The organism is Nocardia sp. NPDC003183 (genome assembly GCF_053590715.1).
The window spans coordinates 407,772-428,421 of record NZ_JBSFTG010000001.1 but is presented as its reverse complement, the minus strand read 5'-3'; the positions used below and the strand labels follow the sequence as shown (position 1 = coordinate 428,421).

Below are 20,650 nucleotides of genomic sequence, written 5' to 3'. Positions count from 1 at the left end.
AAACAATGACCAGCGACGAAACATCTACCAGCACAGCACCATCGGAAGGGCTCGCGGACACAGTCGATGCGAAGACGGCCACCGAGGCCAAGTGGTGGGCGATGGACCGCAGAACTCTCGGCCTGCGCGGTGCCACCGCGATCGTCCTCGGCGCCTCGGTGGCGACCTCGGTGTTCCTGTTCGTGGAGAACAAGAACAGCACCGATCTCCTCGCGGCCCAACAGCAGGCCCGCGAGGCCGCGTGCCACTACGCGCCGGCCTTGGCCGACTACGACAGCAAGAGCCTCGACACCTACTTCAAGGCTGTCCTCGCGGGCGCGACGGGTGACTGGAAGAAACAGTTCGAATCCACCAGCACCGAGCTGCGCGACGCCCTCACCCAGGGTGAGGTCATCTCGAAGGTGACCGATACCCAGTGCGCGCTGCGTTCCGGCGACGAGAACTCCGCTGAGGCGATCGTGGTGATCGGAACGACCATCTCGAGCCTGGGTACCGAGCACAAGCCCAAGCCGAGTCAGCTGTCGATGGTGTTCAACCTGCACAATGACGACGGCCGCTGGCTCGTCGAGAAGGTGAACTCCCCGTTGACCTCGCCTCCCGCCCCATGACGCGGTCCGGCGGATCGACCTCACGCCGCCAGGCGATAGCATGACAGGCAAGATCATCGGGAACTCACTGTCCCCGCGCGGAACAAAGGGTAAGACGACGAGCAGCCAGGCAGACGAATCCCCCGCGGATGCGCCGACTCGCCAAGTCAGGCGCAGGCCGAAGAATCGTCGTGCCCAGATCGCGGCAGAATCGGCCGCCGCCTTCGGCGCGCACGGATACCACGGTGTCAGCATGGACGACATCGCACGGCGCCTCGACATCAGTTCCACCGCGCTGTATCGGCACTTTCCGAGCAAATACGCACTGTTCCGGGAGGAACTTCTGCGATTGTCCGGGATCGCTGTCGGCGCGGTCGAGCTGCCCGCCGAGGCCGCCGACTGGGAGCCGCGCCGGCGCGTCGACCATGTGCTCGACGCCATCATCGGCTTGACCATCGCCAATCGGCCGACCGTGGCGCTGGCTCGCTGGGAGCGCCGCTATCTCGAGCCGGCCGATCTTCAGGAGTTCACCGATCAATTCGCCGCGGCGATCGCCACGCTGCGCAAGCTGATCGGCGAGGTACGACCCGAGTTGGACGGTCGAGACCGGGCGGTTCGCGCAGTCTCGATCTTTGCCGTGGCGAGCAGCATCGGCGACCACCACGCCACCATTCCGGTGAAGGCCCTCGCCCGGCTGCTCCATGCGACCAGCTGGACGTTGATCGACGCTGATCTCAGCGGACACGACAGCACGAAGACTGCCGGTTCGAGGGGCGAGCAACCGCAGCCGTTCAAACATGATCTGCTGCTGGGCAAGGCTGTCGAGCTGTTCCACGAGCGCGGCTATCCGAATGTCAGCATGGAAGATATCGCCGCCGCCGCGGATCTGTCGGCCGCATCGGCGGTGTACCGCTACTACCGCAGCAAGAGCGACCTGTTGGTAGCCGCGTTCCGGCGCGCCGCCGACCGGGTATCGGGAGCGATCGCGCCAGCGACAGCCGCCGCGGACACTCCGGCCGAAGCACTCGGCACACTGATCGAGCTCTATGTCTCCGGCTCGTTCGCCGAGCGCGCGCTGACCTTCGTCTACTACGCCGAGTTCAGCCATGTAGACCAACCCGATCAGGTGACCCTGCGCCATCTCCAGCAGCTGATCATCACCGAATGGGCGAAGTTGGTGGTGGAAGCGAGGCCGGACCTGTCCATCGGCGAGGCCCGGATCCTCGTGCACGCGGCCTTCAGCCTCGTGGTCGACCTCGGGCGCACCTTCGGTGACCATGGAATCAGTCCGCAGGAGACGGTGATCCGTTTGCTGGAGACCATTCTGCTCGGTCAGCCCCTGCCACGGTAGGCAGCGAGCGACTCGCGCCGCAATCGACAGGGGCGTCCGACCGTGACCGGTCGGACGCCCCTTTCCCCTCCGTGTCAGAGACCGAACGTCTTACCGATGATGTCGCGCTGGATCTCGCTCGTACCGCCGAAGATCGTGGAGACCAGGGCGCCACGGACATGCTTTTCCATGTCGAACTCCCGGGCGTAGCCGTAGCCACCCATCATCTGCATCCCGGCCAGCGCGACCTGCTTGGACGTCTCGGTGGCCTTGAGCTTGGCCATCGATGCTTCGCGCGCGAAGGTCTTGGTCGGGTTGGCGTCGACCGCGGCAGCCACGCTGTAGACCAGTAGTTTGGTGCATTCGATCTCGGTCGCGAGGTCGGCCACGCGGTGCCGCAGCGCCTGGAAGGAACCGATCGGCCTGCCGAACTGCTTGCGCTCACTGATGAACTGCAGCGTGTCCTCGAAGGCACGCTCGGCAGCGCCGAGGCTCATCGCGGCCAGAATGAGCCGTTCGAAGTTCAGCCCGGTCATCAGCTGACGCCAGCCGTTGCCCACCTCGCCGACCACCGCGTCCTCGGGAAGCAGGCAATCGGTGAAGTACAGGTCGTTGGTCTCCTTCTGGTTGCCCATCAGCTCGATCGGGCTGATCTTGAGCCCCGGCGTGTTGGCGGGCACATGGAACATGGTGAGTCCCTCGTGCTTGCCGCCACTGCGATCGGTGCGCACGACCAGCAGGATGTTCTCCGAGATGTGCGCGTTGGAGCACCAGGTCTTCTGACCGTTGATCAGCCAGCCGTCGTTGGTCTTCTCCGCTTTGGCGGTGATGTTGCCGACGTCGGAGCCCGCCTCCGGTTCCGACATCGAAATCGACTGCGACGCACCACGAACGATGCCGCGCAGGACCACGTCCTTCTGTGCCTCGGTGCCGAACTTCGCGTAGGCACCACCGGTGATGAGGGTCGGCCCGATCGCACCGATCGGCAGCATGCCGCGCAGGCTCTCCTCGAGCAGGATGCACATGTCGACCATCGTGGCGTCGGAGCCGCCGTACTCCTCGGGCACCGTCAGGCCGAGCCAGCCCAGTTCGGCCATCTTGCCGTAGACATCCGCGTTGTGCTGCTCGGCATCATGGTCGGTGAGCGCGTCACGCTTTTCCCGGGTGCCCGCCTCACGCTTGGCGAACGCGGCGACCGCTGCCGCGAAATCCTGCTGTTCCGGGCTGAATTCGACGCCCATAGTGATTGTTCTCCCTTGTTTCGTTGGATTGAGGATCAGTTACCGGCGCGTTGACGCCACGTGGTCGGCCATCATCAGGCCGCAGAACACGCGCTGGGGTGCCTCGCCCGCGTTGCGCGGGATTCGTCGATGTTGACGATCAGATGTTTCGCCCATCGCCGCACAGCGGCCTTTCCGCCCTCGGCGCCGATTCCCACCCAGCCCGGTGCGGCCACGGCGGCCACGGCGGCATCGCCGACCGGCCGACGGCCGCGAACCGCACTGGCAACGGGACGGTGGGTCTCGAGAAACTGCTTGTCAACAGCCTCTGTGACAAGGGATTCAGCCATCGGCGACTTCTTTCGAAGGAATCGGATCGCCCCGTCGACGCACCCCCGACCACCGGATCGGCCAGGGTGAGCCCAGCGATTCTCGCGCTTGGGCCGAGTTCGTTGACAGGAACACTCCAGCTCGGATAAGTTAACACCCATTCTCAATAAGTTAATCATGATTCTCGCCGGATGCAAAGAGGCCATGGGTTCCCCGCAACCGGCGCAGAACTCCCGAGCGGAGAGAGGCTCAATGCTGCGCACCCGATTCACCGAGGCATTCGGTGTCGAGCACCCCATCGTGCAGGGCGGGATGATGTGGGTCGGCCGTGCCGAACTCGCGGCCGCGGTCTCAGAGGCCGGTGGACTCGGCATCATCACCGGCCTGACCCAGCCGACCCCGCAGGCACTGCGCGAGGAAATCGCTCGGACCAGGGATCTCACCGACAAACCGTTCGGTGTGAATCTGACGATCCTGCCTTCGATCACGCCGCCGCCCTACGCGGAGTACCGCCAGGCGATCATCGATGGGGGCGTCCCGATCGTCGAGATCGCCGGCGGCAACCCGGCGACCCACCTGCCCTACCTCAAAGACGCGGGCATCAAGGTGCTGCACAAGTGCACCAGTGTCAAGCACGCGCTCAAAGCCCAGCAGGTCGGCGTCGACGCGGTGAGTATCGACGGCTTCGAATGCGCCGGTCATCCCGGCGAGAACGACACACCGGGCTTGGTCCTGATTCCCGCCGCCGCGCGCGAGATCGAGATCCCGATGATCGCCTCCGGCGGCATCGCCGATGCTCGCGGGTTGGTCGCCGCGATGGCGCTCGGCGCCGACGGCGTCAATATGGGTACCAGGTTCCTGTGCACGGTCGAATCGCCCATCGCGCACGTGGTCAAGGAACAGATCGTCGCCAACACCGAGCTCGACACCAAGCTGATCTTCCGGACCTTGAACAACACCGCCCGGGTCGCCGACAACGCCGTCAGCCGCCAGGTCGTCGAGATCGAGCGCGGCGGTGGCACGTTCGACGATGTCCGCGAACTCGTCGCGGGCGCGCGCGGCCGCAAGGTCTACGAGGACGGTGACCTCGACGCGGGCATCTGGAGCGTCGGCCAGTGCCAGGGCTTGATCCACGACATCCCCACCTGTGCGGATCTGGTGGCGCGGATCGTGCGCGAGGCCGAGACCCTCATCGCGGGACGTCTGGCACAGTCGATCGTCGAAACGGTGGCCCGATGAGCGAGAGCATTCTGGTCGAGGAAGAAGGCGGCGTCCTGCGCCTGACGATCGACCGCCAAGCACGGCTGAACGCGATCGATCTCGCGGCGATGACCGAACTGGGCGATCTCGTCAGCGCTGCCCCGGCTCGGCCTTCGGTTCGGGTGATCGTGCTGACCGGCGCGGGCAAGGCGTTCTGCACCGGTGCCGACCTGGCCGCAGCCGCGGCCGCGGGCGGCAACGAGGCCTCACCGCAGGTCGTGATGGACACCGCCAACGCGCTGATCCGCGCGATCATCGCCTCGCCGCTTCCCGTCATCGCGCGGGTCAACGGGCCGGCCGCCGGCGTCGGCGCGTCGATCGCACTGGCCGCCGATCTCGTGTACGCGGCCGACAGCGCCTACCTGCTGCTGCCGTTCACCTCGATCGGGCTGATGCCCGACGGCGGAGCAACCGCGGTCGTCGCCGCGGCCATGGGTCGTGCCAGGGCCGCGGAAATGGCGCTGCTCGGCGCCCGATTGCCCGCCGCCGACGCCGCTGCGGCGGGCTTGATCACCCGGTGTGTACCCGCCGCCGAACTCGACGCTCAGATCGACGCCGTCGCCGCCCAACTCGTGGCGGGTCCTCGCCGCGCGCTGCAACTGACGAAAGCTGCCATCAACGCAGCGACGCTGACCGAACTCGACGCCGCGCTCACGCGGGAGAAGGACGGACAGATCGAGCTGCTGACCTCCGCGGACTTCCTCGAAGGAATGACCGCGATGCTGACCCGTCGCGCGCCGAACTTCACCGGCGCCGTGCATCCGATCGCCGAACCGGCCTAACCCTTCCCGCGCCTTCGAGGAGACGACGATGTCCACAGAACCCCTGCGCTCGCGCCGCAATCACTGGATGAACCAGATCGCGATCCATGCCACCACCATCCCGGACGCTCCCGCCTTGCGCTACCTCGGCAAGACCACCAGCTGGGGTGAACTGCACTGGCGGGTGGAACGGTTGTCCGACGCGCTCGATCGCCGTGGCGTCAAGGCCGGCGACCGCGTGATGATCTTGATGCTCAACAACATCGAGTACCTCGAATCGGTATTCGCGATCAACACTCTGGGCGCTATCGCGGTGCCGGTGAATTTCCGGCTCACTCCGCCCGAGATCGCCTTCCTGGTCGCCGACAGCGGCGCCGCGGTGATCATCACCGACGCGGTGCTCGCCCCGCTGGCCACGGCGGTGAGCGCCCAGTCCCCCGATCTGCGTACTCACATCGTGGTCGGCGCACCGACCGGCGACGGTGTCCTCGGCTACGAGGACCTCATCGCCGAGACCGGCGAACCGCACGAGCCGCGCGACATCGCCGAGGACACCGCAGCTCTCATCATGTACACCTCCGGCACCACCGGAAACCCCAAGGGCGCGGTCCTGACCCACCTGAACATGAGCTCGCAGGCGCTCACCTGTATCCGCGCCATGCGCTACAGCTCCGACGACATCGCCTTCTGCGCGTCGCCGCTGTTCCACATCGCCGGCTTGGGCAGCATCGCATCGTGTTTCGTACTCGGTGCGTTGACGGTGATCCATCCGCTCAAGGCGTTCGATGCGGCCGAGGTGCTCGATGCCTGGGAGAGCGAGCGCGCGACCTCGGTGTTCCTGGTGCCCGCCCAGTGGCAGGTGGTGTGCGCCGATCCGACTGTCGCACAGCGTGATCTGCGGCTGCGAGTGATCAGCTGGGGCGCGGCTCCGGCCTCCGACACCGTGCTGCAGGCCATGGCGCAGACCTTCCCGAACGCGCTCAATGTGGCGGTCTTCGGGCAGACCGAGATGTCGCCGATCACCTGCGTCCTCGACGGCGAGGACGCGATCCGCAAGCTCGGCTCTGTCGGCAAGCCGATTCCCACCATCGCCACCCGAGTCGTCGACGACGAGATGAACGATGTCGCCCAGGGTGAGATCGGCGAAATCGTCTATCGCGGACCGACTTTGATGCGCGAGTACTGGAACAACCCGCGCGCGACCGCCGACGCGTTCGCGGGCGGCTGGTTCCACTCCGGTGATCTCGTGCGCCTCGACGAGGAAGGCTTCGTCTACGTCGTCGACCGCAAGAAGGACATGATCATCTCCGGCGGCGAGAACATCTACTGCGCCGAGGTGGAGAACGTGCTGTTCGCGCACCCACGGATCAGAGAGGCGGCGGTGATCGGCCGCGTCGACGACAAATGGGGCGAGGTCCCGGTCGCGATCGTGGCGGTGGAGGACGACGGCGGCATCAGTCTCGCCGACCTGGAACCGCATCTCAACACCCATCTCGCCCGCTACAAGCACCCGAAGGACCTCGTGGTGGTCGACGCCCTGCCGCGCAACGCGGGCGGCAAGGTCGTCAAGCACGAGCTGCGCAAACTGCACGGTTCGACAGGCTTGACACCCGTGGTCACCAGCTGAGGTAGCTACGACTCCGTTGCGGGTTGCGGCGGTGGTCTCCTCCGAGGAGACCACCGCCGATCTCGATGAGCCCCCGGACAGTCGCCGACTCGACCACAATGAATTTCCAATTATTTGCGTGAATTAGTGTCGGATTTCCACTGTGTATTCACACAATAGAGCCATCGCGTTGAATGATGTTACTGTTCATTCCGCATCGCTTGTTCGGAACATGATGCACCCGCACGAGCGACCGCCGACGTAGCCGGTTCGCTCGTGCGGACCCGCCTGCCTGATACGGCCCGACTATTTGCTCACCGCTACATCTATTGCCCCGCTCTATCCAGCCGACTTCGTGCCCGGCATCAGTATCGTGCTGCAGCACTACTCACCACTGAGCCGAACGGCGATGCGACGAGCAGAGCGGTTCCCATCCCGGCGCCTGGTCGGCGTGGAAAGGGATACCAACGATGACAATCCCATCCGACAGTGCCGAACGGCGGCCATCGCTGCACGATGTGGCATCGCTGAACGATCAACTCGTCTCCCATTTCATCGACAATGTGGCGCAGTGCGATATTTCGCCCGGCACGCCGATGGCATCGACAATCGGAGCAATCACCCGGATAGCCCTCGAGATCGCGCAAGGAATGCTGGAAGGATGCGACATCACGCACGAACTCGGAGCACTCGCGACAATCGCCGCCGGATTGGCGTGCGACAGCGTACCCATCGACCTTGTGCTGCGCGGTTTCCATGAAGGCATACGGATAGTTGCCGGCCAGTTGATTGCCCGATATCAGGATTGCACTCGCGAGACTGTGATCGATGGATTCCAGATCGCCATGACGATCAGCGATCAGCTCTGCCTGACAGTCACCCACGCGTACCTCGGCGAGCACGGCGCAGCGACGTTCGGCCAGGACGCCGAGCGGACTCTCACGTCCGCCCTGCTGGCCGGACAGTGGACACCCGCCACCGCCCGCAGATGCGGCATCCCTATCGCTGACACGTACTCGGTGCTCGCCATCGCGATGCGCGCGAACCCGGACACGGGAATTGCCTTGCACTACCTGCACAGGGTGCGGAAAGCCCTGGCCCAGCACAGCGACGGGCAGGGTTTGGCCCGGCTGTCGATCGACGGTGGGACCGTTCTCATCCCGACCGAGGCGGTGGCCGAGGACGAACTCGATTCACTGGTCGAGGCGCTCGCGGGGGCGGCGCAGGTCGAACTGGTCGCAGCTGTGGTCGCCGCGCCCGCCGCCGACGTCGCGTCTGCGGCGAAAACGGCACACGAGATGCTCGATGTCGTCGAGCGACTCGAATGCGCACCCGGCCTCTATCGATTCGGCCAACTCGCACTGGAGTACCAGCTTTCGCGGCAAGGACTCGGCCTTTCCCTGCTCGGTGAATTATTGGCGCCGTTGGAGGCATATCCCGAATTGCGGAAGACACTGCGGGTCCACATCGCCAACAACTTGAATCGGGCGCAGACCGCGCGGATCATGGATATCCACACCAATACCGTTGACTATCGACTTCGCCGAATCGCCCGGCTCACCGGACTCAACCCGGCGCGGGCGTCGGATCTGTGGCAGTTGCGGTCGGCGATGGTCGCCCAGGACTGCCGCGACGACAACCCGAGAGAGTGACGGAGCCTCCGTAGATGTTCAGCAACATCGGGTGGAGCGAGACGATCATTCTGGTCATCGCGGCCCTCGTCATCATCGGCGTACCGAAGTAAACAGTCGCCCACTTCGGTTGCGACACAATGCTCAGAGCGTTTTCGTCGGCTGAGCCACCGGTTCGGCGGAAGGCGTCGCCGACGCCTGCTCCGGTGCCGGCAGCCCTACGTTCTCTCGGGCCGACCGCTCGTTCGCCGAATCCGCGTCCTCGGACTGCATTCGACTCACCTCGCTCTTGAAGATCCGTAGCGACCGCCCCAGCCCGCGGGCGGCATCCGGCATACGCTTCGCACCGAAGAACAGCACGAACACAGCCGCGACTATCAACCAATGCCAGACGCTGAACTGACCCATCTTTACCTCCTGTATCGACATGGTGGACTCGGAACCGATGCGGCAACGCCGACTACCCCGTTCGCTCGCAGGCGCCGCGCCGACGATGGCGTGGTCCCGAAAGTGTTGTCAACACCCGGCGAAGCCACCTACACGCTCGGCCATTGTTCCGAGATCTATCAGCCGGCACGCCATGGCCGCCCGCGTCGATACATCCCCTGGCAGCATTCCCACCAGCGACAATGATCGGCGATGCCGGGGCCGGCAAACGCCTGCACGTATCCAGTGCGCAGGCGGCTGATCAACTCCGCGCACATGGCACCGCCGCGTGGCGACCCGTGCCCGAGTACCACGACCCTCCGAAATATCCGCCCCACGGATGGCACTGCGGCCGGCTCTATTTGTCCTGATAGTTCGCTTTACGCACGACCAGCGCCGACTGCAGATACCAGAGCCCATCGGCCGACGAAGGATCGAAGCCCGTCAGTTTGCGGATACTTTTCAGCCGGTAATCGATGGTGTTCATATGAACACTGAGCTGTCGCGAGGTTCGGCGACGATTCAGATTGTTGTCGAGGTGCGTGCACAAGGTTTCCATCAGAATCGGATGGTCGTCGAGCGGGTTCAGTATCGCATCGAGATGCCGTCGTACAGCAGACGGTCTGGTGAGCTGGAATTCGACTGCCAGATCAGCGAAACGGAACAGACCGGGCGGGCGCTGCATTCTTTGTGCGAGATCCAGGAGTTCGCACAGCTGATCAACGGTTTCCGGAATTTTCGCCGGCGATGCCTCCGCGCAGGTTGCGGTCATATCGACGCCGGCCGCCGCGGAGAGCACGGTCAAGAGCGTGTCGAGGTCCCTGACCTCTGCTGACGGAACAAGAATGATGCCACCGCGCACATCGAGCCGCGACAGCGCGCGCACCGACCCATGACGATCAAGGGCCGCCCGGATATTTCGAATCATTCGCCGGACATCCATCTGTGTAACGAATGTGTCGGGCCTGTCGTCGCTACCGGACGGAAAATGCACCGCCAGCACGGAATAGCTCTCGGCGACCTCGAAACCACTGCACCGCGTCACCGTCGACGTATCCTGCCCGGCGAGCAACGCAACCGCCAAGGAGTTCCTGGCCCGTTGATCCTCGACGACCTCGACCTCGAGCTGGTCGGTGTACGCGAGTGATATCGCGGCCGTCACGCTGTCCAGCATTTCGGTCGCCAGTTGGCGCACGACTGAGAGCTTCTGCTCGTCGGTGCCGACCACACTCGAGGCGATCAGCTCCAAACTCGTTGTGAAACCCTGACCGATCGCCTGATCGATCACTTCGCCGGGCACCTCGGTACGCGCTCGCGGCGGCCCGGCGGTGCGGTGTCGAACGGTATCGCCGCGTCTACGGGCCGGCAGTGTGGCCAGGGCAGTCCCCGGTAGCACATCAATGGCGGCCAGGGCACCGCCGTCGACGCCGCCGAGGCGCGCAGCCATGCTCTCCAGCATTCGGGAGACCAACTCGTCGGCGAGCGCCCGCACTCTGATGGAGGACTCGGCCGTGGCCGCACGGGGCCGCGCGGAATCGATTCTGGGTGAATAGTCGGTAGTCATCTTTGACTTCCTCACTGCGTTCAACGTCGCCTCACGGCAGCGATGGCTGGCAAGCAGTCTCCCATGCCGAAGGCGCCAACACAAGGTTATGTTAATGCCTATTCCAGCTCGATCCAGGGCCGATCCCGTCGAATGACGGCGCCTCGACCGCATCAGCCCGAGCGCCGATGTGCTGGTTAGCGGCATCAACTCGGTTATCTGAACTGCATCTAGACAGAACACCGCAAGACAAACCGCCGCTCGGGACTTCACGAACGGACTGCGCCAAATCCGAGACAGGCCACCCCCGGAGAGCTAAGTTACTGTCAATTCATGCAAGACAAACACCTCAGGCACTGTCACCGGCCACCCCGTCGGTGATGTTCGCGAAACGAGGACTCCCACCATGGACGAACCGGATCGACGCAGCACCCCTGCGCCGGACAACGATCCCGATGCATCGCACAACAACGTGCCGCTCTACGAGCGGATCGGCGGTCGCGGCGCCCTGGAGACGGTCGTCGACGATCTCTACCGACGCATCCTCGCCGATGAGCGGTTGTCGCCGTTCTTCGCCGGCACCAACCTCACTCGAACAAAGGGCCGGCAGGTCGAATTCTTCGCCGCACTACTCGGCGGACCGGTGCCCTACGTCGGCGTTCCCATGCGAGCCGTGCATCGTGGCCGCGGCATCACCGTGGACCATTTCAACCTGGTCGCAGGCCATCTCACCGATGCGCTCAGCGCAGCCGGGCTCGATCGCGATCTCACGGACCACGTGATCGGCGCGGTCGCACCGTTGGCGGGTGACATCGCCACGTCTCGGGAGTCACCCACCCCGCCGTGACCAGACCGGACGCACGGAAGAAGCCGCGACCCGGATCTCATTGCGGATCGGTGCTCTCGAGCTTGCGGCGAAGCAGTTTGCCGGTGGCATTGCGTGGCAGCTCGTCTACGAACACCACATCCCGAGGGACTTTGTGTCGCGCGAGGTTCGTTTTGACGTAATCCTTCACCTGTTGCGCGTCGCACGACGCACCCGGCGCGGGCACGACGAACGCGCGCAGACGTTTTCCGAAGTCGCGATCGTCCACCCCCACGACCGCAGCCTCGAGAATGTCGGGTCGTTCTACGAGCAGGTTTTCGACCTCGAGCGGAAAGACGTTCTCCCCGCCGGAGACGATCATGTCGTCGTCTCGACCATCGATGAACAGTCTTCCCGCCGCATCGAAATGACCGACATCGCCACTGGACTGCATTCCGTCGACGATCTCCTTGCCTGTGCCGTCGGTATAGCCGCCGAAACTCAGTGCGCTGGCGACGAATATGGTGCCGACCACGCCCGGTTCGGTGATCCGGCGGCGGTCGTCATCGTAGATCGCGACCCGGCAGCCCACAGGTGGACGGCCCACGGTGCCGGGCGCTTCCCGCATATCGCTGGGTGTGGCGACGGCTGCCACCGCGACCTCCGTCGAGGCATACAGGTTGTAGAGCACCTCACCGAACGCCAGCGCCGTGCGCCTGCTCAGGTCGGGCGAGATGGCGGATCCGGCCGCGAAGATCACCTTCAGCGAGGAGGTGTCGTATTCGGCCAGCACGGACTCGCCCAGATCGACGATGCGCTGCAACATCGTTGGTACCAGCACCAACGTTCCCGCCCGATGGTGTTCGATATCGGCCAGCGTGCGTCGCGGGTCGAATCTGCGCTGCTGCAAGACGATCGCGCTTCCCAGCGCCCAACCGAGAGTCAGCTGCGAGAGACCGGTGCCGTGGAACGCCGGCGCCGCGAGCACGGTCGTACTCGCCGTCGGCAAGGGGATCCGGTCGAGGAACTGCGCCGATTGCAAGGGCGACACCTTGCCTCGCGGCGCACCTTTCGGTGTTCCGGTCGTGCCGCTGGTCAGCACCACGATCCCGCCGGGCTGCTTGGGACTCACCGGCGGTCGGATGTGCTGGCCCGCTCGGACATCGTCCAGCGTGGGCTGCCCGTGGTCCACCCAACCGTCATCCAAGGTCAGAATAGTCGGTAACTTCTTCGGAAGATCCTCGAAGCGGTGAAGGAACTCGGCGTCGAGCAGGATCGCACCCACGTTTTCGCGTTCGGTCACCGACACCAACTGCGGGCCCGCCATTCCCGTATTGAGCAACACGATGCGCGCGCCCAGCTTGCCCGCGGCCAGCAGCGACAAGACCATCCCCCGATGATCCCGGCACAGCGCGGCCAGCACAGTGCCACTCGCGATCCCCCGCGCGGCAAGGCCGTTGGCCACCGCATTCGACCTGCGATCGAGCTCCGCGAACGTCAGCGGCCCCAGCTCGTCGACGATGGCCGTCGCGGTGCCGTTGCGGCGAGCCGCGTGCGCGAACGCGGTGACGACCGGACCGAGCACTGTCGCATCCCTGGCGGTACGCAGCAGCTCCAGCGGGTGCCGAAGTTCGATCGCGCCGCTTCTGCGCAGCACTCCGACGGCAGCCAAGCCGTCGGCCATCGTTGCGACCAGGGCCGCTGACATGCTCGGGATCACCGACATGGACACCTCCGAAGTGTTCGGGTACTGGGGGACCAGCGATCGGAATCTGCGCACCGACAGCCGATGGCGATCGTAGACCTCGCCGGAATCATTAGTAACTTAATCGCCGAAAAGCATTGTGGAGGCCCCGGGCTCGGTGAGAACATGAGCGCATGAATCTCTCATCCTTTCGATTCGGAGGCCGGCCATGACCCGTTCAGCAAAAGCTGGTCGGCCGCAGGATGTCTCGGGCGACATCGCGCGCAGACACCGCTACCTCAACGGTGCCGGCGCGCTGCTGGGCGGCCCGGCGAACGTGATCATGCAGCTGAGCCTGCCCCCGGTGGGACGCGGCGTGGTGGAAAGTGTTGTCGAATCAGGCAGTTACGCGACACGACCAGCCAAGCGCGGTCGTACCACGCTCACCTACCTCGCGGTGGCGATGATCGGCACCGACGAAGATCAGGCGGCATACCGTGCCGCGGTGGGCTCCGCGCACCGGCAGGTGCGCTCGGGACCACACAGCCCTGTTCGGTACAACGCCTTCGACCCTCAACTGCAACTGTGGGTAGCCGCCTGCCTGTACCGAGGAGTCCTGGATACGGTGAACCTGCTCTTCGGCGGGATGAACGAGCAGGATGCCGACGAGATGTATCGCGATGCCGCCAGATTCGGAACAACCTTGCAGATGCCGGCCGAACTGTGGCCGGCCGACCGCGCGGCCTTCGATCGGTACTGGGACTCGATGCTCGGCGATCTGTCCTTCGACGACGAAGTCCGCACCTACTTGCTCAACTACGTTGTCGAGCTGGCGGCATGGCGTCGAAGCGTGCGCGTCGCGTTCGGTCGGGCGAATCGCTTCTTCACCACCGGGTTTCTGCCACAGCAGTTCCGCGACGAGTTGGGCCTGCCATGGAGCCCGCGCAAGCAACGAGTGTTCGAAATCGTGATGCGGACGCTCGGCCGACTGCTCGAGGTGCTGCCGGACACTTGGCGAGCTCAGCCCTTCGAGCGCTACCTGGACGACATGCGTGAGCGTAGATCTCAGGGCAAGAATCTGATCTGAGCAGACACACACGGTGCATCGGGGCCAGGTCCTCGGACGCTTCCCGCATCGCCGCGGCGACTTCGTCGACCCCACCGGTATTCGCACTACCCTGTTCCGGACAGTCCTGTCCAGAACAGCGCAACGGTGGTGTCGACCGCGTCGATCTTAGGAATCGGGCGACCGGCGTCGAACCAGTAGCGGGCCGCCAGGTGGCTGGCGCCGACGAGACCGAATGCGCAAGCCCGGGCGCGGTAGGGATCCATCCCCACCGCGTCGAGTTCGACACCGACCAGTGCCGCACATTCGGCCATCGCCATCCGTACCCGACCCTCGACGCTCGGCTCACTCGGAACCGGAGTGTCGAAGACGAGCGTGTATCCCGCACCGTCGTCCTCGTCGACGAAGTCGAAATAGGCCGAGACCGTGCACCGCACCTTGTTCTCGTACCCGGCGGTCGTCCGGAGCGCATCACGCAGCCCACCGACCATGTGGTCCAGATAGCGTTGCAGCACAGTGGAATACAGGTCAACCTTGCCCGTGAAGTGGTTGTAGAGCACCGGTTTGCTCACCTGGGCCCTGATGCTGATCTCTTCCATGCTGGCGCCATGGAAACCACGATCGACGAAGACGTCACGCGCGGCGCGGATGACGACCTCTCGGCGACGGGCACGGGCCGCGCCGCGGTCCGCGCGGGTGAGGATGTGCGCATTCCTCACTTCGCCGCGTATCGCGGTCATCGAGCCGTACTCGTTCCCACCGGCTCAGCAGGCGATGCGCGGTCGATCATGCTCGCCACAGCTGGCTCCCCGACCGGGAGACAACGATATTGGGAACCACGGCGTTGGCGGACAGACGAGTGATGGCCAGCACCAGTTCAGCGATGTCCCCGGTCGTCAGCATCGCCGCGCGGTCGAGTTCGTCGCGTTTCCACGCGGTCATATCGGTATCGACATAGCCAGGTGAGATAGCTGTCGCACTGACACCGTTCGCGGATTCCTCCAGCGAAATGGTTTCGCAGAGCGACACCAGAGCGGCTTTCGACGCCCCATAGGCGGCCAAGCCCGGCTCCCCCGCGACACCGGTGATCGAGGCCAGCGCAACGATTTTCGCACCTGCGCCAGGGTTGCCCTTCGCCGTCTCGCGCAGCAATGGCAGGCAGTGCTGCACAAGGGTCAGGGGGCCGCGAACGTTGATGTCGAACATGCGGTGGTAGCCGGCGGCGCTCATCGTCGCTACCGGACCGGCGGTGCCGGTGCCGGCGCAGTGCACCAAGACGTCCAGGCGACCGAACCGGTCGGCGTGCGTGTCGGCCAGGCGCAGCAACTGTTCGGGATCGTTCATGTTCGCGATCACCGTCACTACGTCGACACCGTGGTCGGTGCGCAGCTCTTCAGCAGTGCTGTCCAGGACCGCTCCATCGCGGGCAGAGAGCGTGAGGTCGTAGCCGAGTTCGGCCAGACGCCGCGCGACCTCCGCGCCGATCCCTCGCGAACCGCCGGTGATCAGGGCACAACGCCGATAGGTCATCGCTGCGCCGATCCCGCGTCAGCCGACGCCACGATCGTCGAGCGGCAAGGATCGGCCGGCTCGCCGAACACATCGGCGAGCAGGGCAGCGGAGCCCGCCGGTGATGGTCCCCCACCGCGAGTTCTCCAGCCAGACGGTGGTCGAAGTACGTCGACGACGAGAGCGGACATCTTTGACTCCTCACGCGCTGTCGCCACCGGTCGGCGACAGGTCCAATAAGTTAGCCATGATTCTCGCACAGGCGGTGGACAGGCTCAAGATCCGGGATGCGCGACGAAGCAGCGGATCTTTGCCATTATGTTACTGATAATTCTCAATAATTTCCGCCGCCAGCTCACGCGATCAATCGACGTTCTCCGACAGATCGGCCGTACAGGGAAGCAACTCAGGACTCGACCATCCGCACGTACACGCCGCTATACAGTGCTGACCGCTTCTACATCAGCCAGCGAGCAACTGAAGCGGGAGCCCAACAACCGGAGCCGACGATCTCGATCCCGAGTGCGCTGTCCAGCTAAGTTACTCACCATCCCGCAACTCTGAGTCCATCAGTCGGTGACCACACTCGAACTGCGCACACGCCCTACCGAATGAAAAAGTGTGCAGGTCACAGCCTTCTATTGAGGGTTCAACCCCACCTCCCCCTCTCTGCGACCGAACCGCCATCCGGCGTCAATCCGCATAACGTGGACACAGCGCCTACCGCCTGTTAAGTTACTCACTATTCTAGGCTGATTCAGTGAAGAGGATCGAGTACTCGCGCTGCGGCCTGGGAGTCTGAACGTGCTCAATGAGGAGTAATGTCATGGATAGACTCAATAGGCGCAATGCGCTGAAGGTCGGCGGAATGCTCGGCGTTGTCGGCACCATCGGATTGGGTGCGATCGCACGGGCAGATCCGTGGACGTGGTCGCCGGAAGGATCGGTGGCCGGATCCGGTTCCGGCGTCGACCCGTTGACGGTCTGGGATCCCGAAGCCGACGAACTCGTCGCCGGACTCGTCGACCGAGGCGAAGTCCCCAAGATCAACGAACTGTTGCGGACCTGGACCAAGAACGGTCAGGCGCTGCCTGCCGGCTTGCCCTCGGAGTTGCGCGACTTCATGGAGTACGCCCGCCGACTGCCGCAGTGGACCGACACCGGCAAGTTGGATACCGCGATCGCGTTCAACAAGAAGCGCGGACTGTATCTCGGTGTCCTCTACGGGTTCGCCAGCGGCATGATGAGCACCGTCATCCCGAAAGAGGCGCGCGCGGTCTATTACTCCAAGGGCGGCCACGATCTCAAAGACCGCATCACCAAAACCGCGAAACTCGGTTATGACATCGGTAGCGCGAATGCCTATGCCCCCGACGGGGAAATGATCGTCACCTGCGTCAAAACCCGACTGGTGCACGCGGCGGTGCGTCACCTGTTGCCGCAGTCCCCGCACTGGGTGCACTCCGCGGAAGAGGACAAACCGATCAGCCAGAACGACATCATGGTCACCTGGCACAGCCTGCCGACAACCGTGATGAAGCACCTCAATTCCTGGAAAGTGCCGATCCCGGCACACGAATCGGACGCGTTCCTGCACTCCTGGCAGGTCGCCGGGCACCTGCTGGGCGTACGCGACGAATACATCCCCAAGTCATGGCCCGACGCCAATGCCCAAGCGGCACAAATCCTCGACCCCATCATCGCGCCGACGCCGGAGGGCGCCAAGCTGGCCGATCGGCTCCTCAGCCTGGGCGCCAACATCGATCTGTCGATTCTGAGCAAGCCGGTGCTCGGCGCGTTCACTCGTTTCCTGCTCGGCGACAAGACCGCCGACGGGCTCTCGATTCCGCGGGAACCGGTCTGGGATCCCCTGCTCCAGGTTGCATGGGGTCCGTTCATCGCCGTGCGCGAGGGCGCGCTCAGCGTGGTCCCGCCGCTCGAGGATCCCTACTGGCTCCTCGACGAGTTCTTGCGCAAGGCCGCCCTGATCTATCTGTCCGAACTGCGCATGCCGATCAGCATCGAACTCCCGACGATGAACCGCGATATGAGCAAGCCACCGCGCTGATCTGTCGCCGTAATTCTGCACCGACCCACTTCCAGGGAGTTCCCACTCCCCAGCAAGGAGCACACAATGCGCAACACCCTTCGTATCGCCGCGGCCTCGGTCGCGGTAGCCGGTCTCGTCGGAGCCGCGGCGGGCACCGCGGTAGCCGAAACAGGCTCATCGGCAGCCGACTCGGGTTCGGCAGCGGCCAACTCGGCGGCAGTGCTGGCCGGGCAAGGTGACATCATCGGGTTGATCGTCCTGCTCGGCGTCACTCCGTTTCAGATCCTGACCGGCGGAGTCTGCGACGTGGCGACATTGACGGGTTCGGCGAGCCCGTGCACGCCCGGAGCCCAGCACTACTGAAAGGCTCTTGTCTCGAATTGCCGCGATGACGGACCCATCGTCATCGCGACGATGGAGCGAACCGACGATGCGAGACAGTTCAGTCGAACGCGCGGAAGCACCGCCATGGACGCCGAAACCGGTGTCGGCGTCCGGGATTCGCGAGGTGCTCGATTACTTCGGGAAGTGCCCGTCGTGCGGCTATCCGGCGCGGGCCAGCACGCACACCGTCTATTACAGCGACGGATCGACCACCGCGATCGTGACCGGAATGTGCGACTCACCCTGTGGTTGGACCGGGCCGGTCGCGCTGACCACGATGACCGACCGCCGCCGGTTCGATCGGCCGGACTGACGACACCACCATGATGGCGCAGACACAGGTTCGGCGCACCGGGCGCGAGCACCGCGCCCGGTGCGCCGAACCCGCAACCGCTCACCCCTTCCGGCCTCTCTCGCCACGGCCGCCCCGCCGCTGACGCCGACCGAGGCGCGGACAATGTTGCCCGATGTCGTGGCACCGCAATGTAGTCGGACTACGCTGACCGCCATTGCCGCCCATCGATGCATTGAGGGGATCAAGCGTGACCAGCAGTGAATTCGCGTACACCGGGTGTGACAACCTGGAGGCGATGACCGAAGCGGTCAATTACAACAAATTTCTGATCGACTGCGTAGATAAACATGTCACGTCGCCGGACCTGCGCATACTGGACTTCGGTGCCGGTAGGGGCACCTACGCCGATATGCTGGCCGAGCGGCAGATCATCCCGGATTGTCTCGAACCCGACGCCGAGCTGCAGAAGCTGCTGCTGTCGAAAGGCTACAAGGTCGTCGATTGCGAGGCCGAGCCGTCCGAAGCCGAAATGTACGGTCTGATCTATTCTTTCAACGTTTTCGAGCACATCAAGAACGACCAGGAAGCGTCCGAACACCTGACCTCGCTGTTGCGGCCCGGGGGGACGCTGGTGATCTATGTGCCCGCGCTCGAGGTGCTGTTCACCTCGATGGACACCAAAGTCGGGCACTATCGGCGTTATCGCCGAACTCAGCTCAACCGCATTCTCCGTAACGCGGGTCTGGAGATCGTGGAGTCGCGCTACTGCGACCCGATCGGCTTCTTCGCCACCCTGGCCTACAAGTTCGCGGGCAGCGACGACGGCACGATCAACACACGAGCGCTGAAGCTCTACGACCGCGTGGTGTTCCCGCTCAGCAAGCTCCTGCAGGCCGTCACCGGCAAGCTGTTCGGCAAGAACGTGCTGGTAGTCGCCACGAAGGCCTGATACCCCGTCGCCGTGACGAAGGTGGTCCCGATGACCCTGCAACAGGTCATCGGGATCCGTTGCCGCGCTGGGCTATCGATGGTTCGCGATGCTCGGTGACGCCGGGCGCTCAGTTCGTCCGGCTGCCCACCGACTGCGCCAGGAAGGGCCACGACGAGCGGAGGTCGTCCTCCCAGTATCCCCAGGAGTGTGTGCCGACAGGGCGTTCGTCCAGCGTGACCGGAATGTTCAACTCGCGCAGCCGGTTGGCGAGGTTGACGGTGCAGAAGTGCACTGCCGCCTCGATGGGGCCGCCGAAGGCGAGCTGGACCGGGAGCGGGATCCTGCCGTCCTGGACACGCGCGTCCGCCGGCGTGTCGTGGGGTGCGCCGGGGATCCCGGTGCCGGTGCTCAGATAGACCTCGGTGCCGCGCAGCCCTTCGGCGTTGACGAGCGGATCATTGGCACGCCACAGGGGACCGTTGCGTGGGCCCCACATGTTCTCGATGCTCTGCCCGCCACCCCAGTTCTCGACCGTGATCCGGACGAATTCCTGGCCGATGGGGTCCGAGGTCTGCGCGCAACCGCTGAAGGACGCCACGCTGTTCCAGAAGCCGGGCTTGGCGATCGCGAGGTTCAGCACCGAGGTGCCGCTCATCGACACACCGACCATGGCGCGATTGCCGTCGGCCCGGAGGAACCCCTCGATCACCGACGGCAACTCCTCGTTGAGGAACGTCTGCCATTTGTTGCGGCCGAGCACCGCGTCGTCGCGCACCCAGTCGGTGTAGTAGGAGCTGGCGCCGCCGACCGGGGTCACGACGTTGACGTCTTTGTCACGCAGGAACCTCACGGCGTCGGTCTGCGCGTCCCAGCCGCTCTGATTCGGGCCGCCTTGGGAACCGTTGAGCAGATACATCGTCGGCCGCGGGTTCTCGGTATCGGCGGCTCGGATCACCTGCACCGGAATCGGCTTGTCCATCGCGGGCGAGAAGACGGTCACCAGCTGGCGTCTGCTGTCGATATCGACTGCCGAGACCACCCCGGCCGTCTCGGGTTGGGCGACAGCGACGCTCGGCGACAGCGCGGCCGAGGCCAGCGCGCCCACCAGCGCGGCGCTTACCGCGGCCGTACGGATCGATCGACGTGTTCTTCTCACTAGCGCGAACCTCTCGTCTACTGCTCGAATCAGTGCGGGTCACCCCACGGCGGACGTGAGGCATGAAGAGAGGTTC

At 64.6% G+C, this 20,650-nt stretch carries 21 protein-coding genes; 12 read left to right on the top strand and 9 right to left on the bottom strand.

The features are described 5' to 3' along the window. Positions 1-5: 5 nt before the first annotated feature. Both ACWDXS_RS01920 and ACWDXS_RS01915 read left to right on the top strand, forming a co-directional pair. Complete coding sequence (locus tag ACWDXS_RS01920; RefSeq protein WP_378989835.1) at positions 6-608, top strand: hypothetical protein; 603 nt, start codon at positions 6-8, stop codon at positions 606-608. A gap of 40 nt (positions 609-648) precedes the next feature. Further along, positions 649-1,938 carry a TetR/AcrR family transcriptional regulator gene (locus ACWDXS_RS01915; protein ID WP_378989834.1) on the top strand — a complete coding sequence of 430 codons (1,290 nt, stop codon included), beginning with the start codon at positions 649-651 and terminating at the stop codon, positions 1,936-1,938. Between the two features lie 74 nt (positions 1,939-2,012). On the opposite strand, the gene ACWDXS_RS01910 is transcribed toward ACWDXS_RS01915, so the two are convergent. Both ACWDXS_RS01910 and ACWDXS_RS01905 read right to left on the bottom strand, forming a co-directional pair. Then, on the bottom strand, positions 2,013-3,158 hold the full coding sequence (locus ACWDXS_RS01910; RefSeq protein WP_378989833.1) for an acyl-CoA dehydrogenase family protein: 1,146 nt from the start codon (positions 3,156-3,158) through the stop codon (positions 2,013-2,015). A gap of 74 nt (positions 3,159-3,232) precedes the next feature. Then, complete coding sequence (locus ACWDXS_RS01905) at positions 3,233-3,487, bottom strand: hypothetical protein (protein WP_449961009.1); 255 nt, start codon at positions 3,485-3,487, stop codon at positions 3,233-3,235. 232 nt (positions 3,488-3,719) lie between these two features. Here ACWDXS_RS01905 and ACWDXS_RS01900 point away from each other — a divergent pair, with 232 nt between their 5' ends. The 3 genes from ACWDXS_RS01900 to fadD5 are packed head-to-tail and all read left to right on the top strand — an operon-like array spanning position 3,720 to position 7,115. Next, positions 3,720-4,706, top strand: coding sequence for an NAD(P)H-dependent flavin oxidoreductase (locus ACWDXS_RS01900; protein ID WP_379316900.1), 987 nt, complete (start codon positions 3,720-3,722; stop codon positions 4,704-4,706). Beyond that, positions 4,703-5,509 carry an enoyl-CoA hydratase-related protein gene (locus ACWDXS_RS01895; protein WP_449961005.1) on the top strand — a complete coding sequence of 269 codons (807 nt, stop codon included), beginning with the start codon at positions 4,703-4,705 and terminating at the stop codon, positions 5,507-5,509. Before ACWDXS_RS01900 ends, ACWDXS_RS01895 begins: the two co-directional genes overlap by 4 nt. Positions 5,510-5,537: 28 nt before the next feature. Beyond that, a complete protein-coding gene (gene fadD5, locus ACWDXS_RS01890) occupies positions 5,538-7,115 on the top strand; it encodes a fatty-acid--CoA ligase FadD5 (RefSeq protein ID WP_378989829.1) in 1,578 nt (525 codons plus the stop codon). A 344-nt stretch (positions 7,116-7,459) separates the two neighbouring features. On the opposite strand, the gene ACWDXS_RS01885 is transcribed toward fadD5, so the two are convergent. Then, on the bottom strand, positions 7,460-7,978 hold the full coding sequence (locus ACWDXS_RS01885) for a hypothetical protein (RefSeq protein ID WP_449961002.1): 519 nt from the start codon (positions 7,976-7,978) through the stop codon (positions 7,460-7,462). Here ACWDXS_RS01885 and ACWDXS_RS01880 point away from each other — a divergent pair. Continuing rightward, on the top strand, positions 7,940-8,746 hold the full coding sequence (locus ACWDXS_RS01880) for a PucR family transcriptional regulator (RefSeq protein WP_387447295.1): 807 nt from the start codon (positions 7,940-7,942) through the stop codon (positions 8,744-8,746). The genes ACWDXS_RS01885 and ACWDXS_RS01880 overlap by 39 nt on opposite strands. A 123-nt stretch (positions 8,747-8,869) precedes the next feature. Here ACWDXS_RS01880 and tatA read toward each other — a convergent pair whose 3' ends face one another. Continuing rightward, positions 8,870-9,133, bottom strand: coding sequence for a Sec-independent protein translocase subunit TatA (gene tatA, locus ACWDXS_RS01875; protein ID WP_449960998.1), 264 nt, complete (start codon positions 9,131-9,133; stop codon positions 8,870-8,872). Positions 9,134-9,509: 376 nt separating this feature from the next. Beyond that, positions 9,510-10,715: a PucR family transcriptional regulator gene (locus ACWDXS_RS01870; RefSeq protein WP_378989827.1), complete on the bottom strand. Its 1,206-nt coding sequence runs from the start codon at positions 10,713-10,715 to the stop codon at positions 9,510-9,512. 385 nt (positions 10,716-11,100) lie between these two features. Between ACWDXS_RS01870 and ACWDXS_RS01865 the strand changes: the two genes are divergently transcribed. Beyond that, positions 11,101-11,541, top strand: a complete 441-nt coding sequence (locus ACWDXS_RS01865; protein ID WP_387447293.1) for a group I truncated hemoglobin — start codon at positions 11,101-11,103, stop codon at positions 11,539-11,541. Between the two features lie 37 nt (positions 11,542-11,578). On the opposite strand, the gene ACWDXS_RS01860 is transcribed toward ACWDXS_RS01865, so the two are convergent. Beyond that, positions 11,579-13,225: an acyl-CoA synthetase gene (locus tag ACWDXS_RS01860; RefSeq protein WP_449963374.1), complete on the bottom strand. Its 1,647-nt coding sequence runs from the start codon at positions 13,223-13,225 to the stop codon at positions 11,579-11,581. A gap of 187 nt (positions 13,226-13,412) precedes the next feature. Here ACWDXS_RS01860 and ACWDXS_RS01855 point away from each other — a divergent pair, with 187 nt between their 5' ends. Further along, positions 13,413-14,270, top strand: a complete 858-nt coding sequence (locus tag ACWDXS_RS01855; RefSeq protein ID WP_378989824.1) for an oxygenase MpaB family protein — start codon at positions 13,413-13,415, stop codon at positions 14,268-14,270. An 86-nt stretch (positions 14,271-14,356) separates the two neighbouring features. Here ACWDXS_RS01855 and ACWDXS_RS01850 read toward each other — a convergent pair whose 3' ends face one another. Both ACWDXS_RS01850 and ACWDXS_RS01845 read right to left on the bottom strand, forming a co-directional pair. Beyond that, entirely contained in the window at positions 14,357-14,989 is a 633-nt protein-coding gene (locus ACWDXS_RS01850; RefSeq protein ID WP_378989823.1) for a TetR/AcrR family transcriptional regulator, read from the bottom strand. A gap of 46 nt (positions 14,990-15,035) precedes the next feature. Next, on the bottom strand, positions 15,036-15,779 hold the full coding sequence (locus tag ACWDXS_RS01845) for an SDR family NAD(P)-dependent oxidoreductase (RefSeq protein ID WP_449960992.1): 744 nt from the start codon (positions 15,777-15,779) through the stop codon (positions 15,036-15,038). 805 nt (positions 15,780-16,584) lie between these two features. Between ACWDXS_RS01845 and ACWDXS_RS01840 the strand changes: the two genes are divergently transcribed. From ACWDXS_RS01840 to ACWDXS_RS01825, 4 genes are all read left to right on the top strand, one after another. Continuing rightward, positions 16,585-17,826 carry an oxygenase MpaB family protein gene (locus ACWDXS_RS01840; protein WP_449960989.1) on the top strand — a complete coding sequence of 414 codons (1,242 nt, stop codon included), beginning with the start codon at positions 16,585-16,587 and terminating at the stop codon, positions 17,824-17,826. Between the two features lie 66 nt (positions 17,827-17,892). Next, a complete protein-coding gene (locus ACWDXS_RS01835; RefSeq protein WP_378989819.1) occupies positions 17,893-18,171 on the top strand; it encodes a hypothetical protein in 279 nt (92 codons plus the stop codon). Between the two features lie 67 nt (positions 18,172-18,238). After that, on the top strand, positions 18,239-18,505 hold the full coding sequence (locus ACWDXS_RS01830) for a hypothetical protein (protein ID WP_378989817.1): 267 nt from the start codon (positions 18,239-18,241) through the stop codon (positions 18,503-18,505). 277 nt (positions 18,506-18,782) lie between these two features. Further along, on the top strand, positions 18,783-19,436 hold the full coding sequence (locus tag ACWDXS_RS01825; RefSeq protein ID WP_379318251.1) for a class I SAM-dependent methyltransferase: 654 nt from the start codon (positions 18,783-18,785) through the stop codon (positions 19,434-19,436). A 109-nt stretch (positions 19,437-19,545) separates the two neighbouring features. Here the strand turns inward: ACWDXS_RS01825 and ACWDXS_RS01820 are convergent, their stop codons facing one another. After that, positions 19,546-20,526, bottom strand: coding sequence for an alpha/beta hydrolase (locus ACWDXS_RS01820; RefSeq protein ID WP_449963372.1), 981 nt, complete (start codon positions 20,524-20,526; stop codon positions 19,546-19,548). Positions 20,527-20,650: the final 124 nt, after the last annotated feature.

Bases quoted from the DNA above. Each gene is read 5' to 3' on its own strand.
- ACWDXS_RS01915 (WP_378989834.1), top strand. From the start codon at position 649: ATGACAGGCAAGATCATCGGGAACTCACTGTCCCCGCGCGGAACAAAG.
- ACWDXS_RS01840 (WP_449960989.1), top strand. From the start codon at position 16,585: ATGGATAGACTCAATAGGCGCAATGCGCTGAAGGTCGGCGGAATGCTC.
- ACWDXS_RS01920 (WP_378989835.1), top strand. From the start codon at position 6: ATGACCAGCGACGAAACATCTACCAGCACAGCACCATCGGAAGGGCTC.
- ACWDXS_RS01860 (WP_449963374.1), bottom strand. From the start codon at position 13,225: ATGTCGGTGATCCCGAGCATGTCAGCGGCCCTGGTCGCAACGATGGCC.
- ACWDXS_RS01825 (WP_379318251.1), top strand. From the start codon at position 18,783: ATGACCGAAGCGGTCAATTACAACAAATTTCTGATCGACTGCGTAGAT.
- ACWDXS_RS01880 (WP_387447295.1), top strand. From the start codon at position 7,940: ATGACGATCAGCGATCAGCTCTGCCTGACAGTCACCCACGCGTACCTC.
- ACWDXS_RS01845 (WP_449960992.1), bottom strand. From the start codon at position 15,779: ATGACCTATCGGCGTTGTGCCCTGATCACCGGCGGTTCGCGAGGGATC.
- fadD5 (WP_378989829.1), top strand. From the start codon at position 5,538: ATGTCCACAGAACCCCTGCGCTCGCGCCGCAATCACTGGATGAACCAG.
- ACWDXS_RS01895 (WP_449961005.1), top strand. From the start codon at position 4,703: ATGAGCGAGAGCATTCTGGTCGAGGAAGAAGGCGGCGTCCTGCGCCTG.
- ACWDXS_RS01865 (WP_387447293.1), top strand. From the start codon at position 11,101: ATGGACGAACCGGATCGACGCAGCACCCCTGCGCCGGACAACGATCCC.
- ACWDXS_RS01835 (WP_378989819.1), top strand. From the start codon at position 17,893: ATGCGCAACACCCTTCGTATCGCCGCGGCCTCGGTCGCGGTAGCCGGT.
- ACWDXS_RS01855 (WP_378989824.1), top strand. From the start codon at position 13,413: ATGACCCGTTCAGCAAAAGCTGGTCGGCCGCAGGATGTCTCGGGCGAC.
- ACWDXS_RS01900 (WP_379316900.1), top strand. From the start codon at position 3,720: ATGCTGCGCACCCGATTCACCGAGGCATTCGGTGTCGAGCACCCCATC.
- ACWDXS_RS01905 (WP_449961009.1), bottom strand. From the start codon at position 3,487: ATGGCTGAATCCCTTGTCACAGAGGCTGTTGACAAGCAGTTTCTCGAG.
- ACWDXS_RS01870 (WP_378989827.1), bottom strand. From the start codon at position 10,715: ATGACTACCGACTATTCACCCAGAATCGATTCCGCGCGGCCCCGTGCG.
- ACWDXS_RS01830 (WP_378989817.1), top strand. From the start codon at position 18,239: ATGCGAGACAGTTCAGTCGAACGCGCGGAAGCACCGCCATGGACGCCG.
- ACWDXS_RS01910 (WP_378989833.1), bottom strand. From the start codon at position 3,158: ATGGGCGTCGAATTCAGCCCGGAACAGCAGGATTTCGCGGCAGCGGTC.
- tatA (WP_449960998.1), bottom strand. From the start codon at position 9,133: ATGGGTCAGTTCAGCGTCTGGCATTGGTTGATAGTCGCGGCTGTGTTC.
- ACWDXS_RS01850 (WP_378989823.1), bottom strand. From the start codon at position 14,989: ATGACCGCGATACGCGGCGAAGTGAGGAATGCGCACATCCTCACCCGC.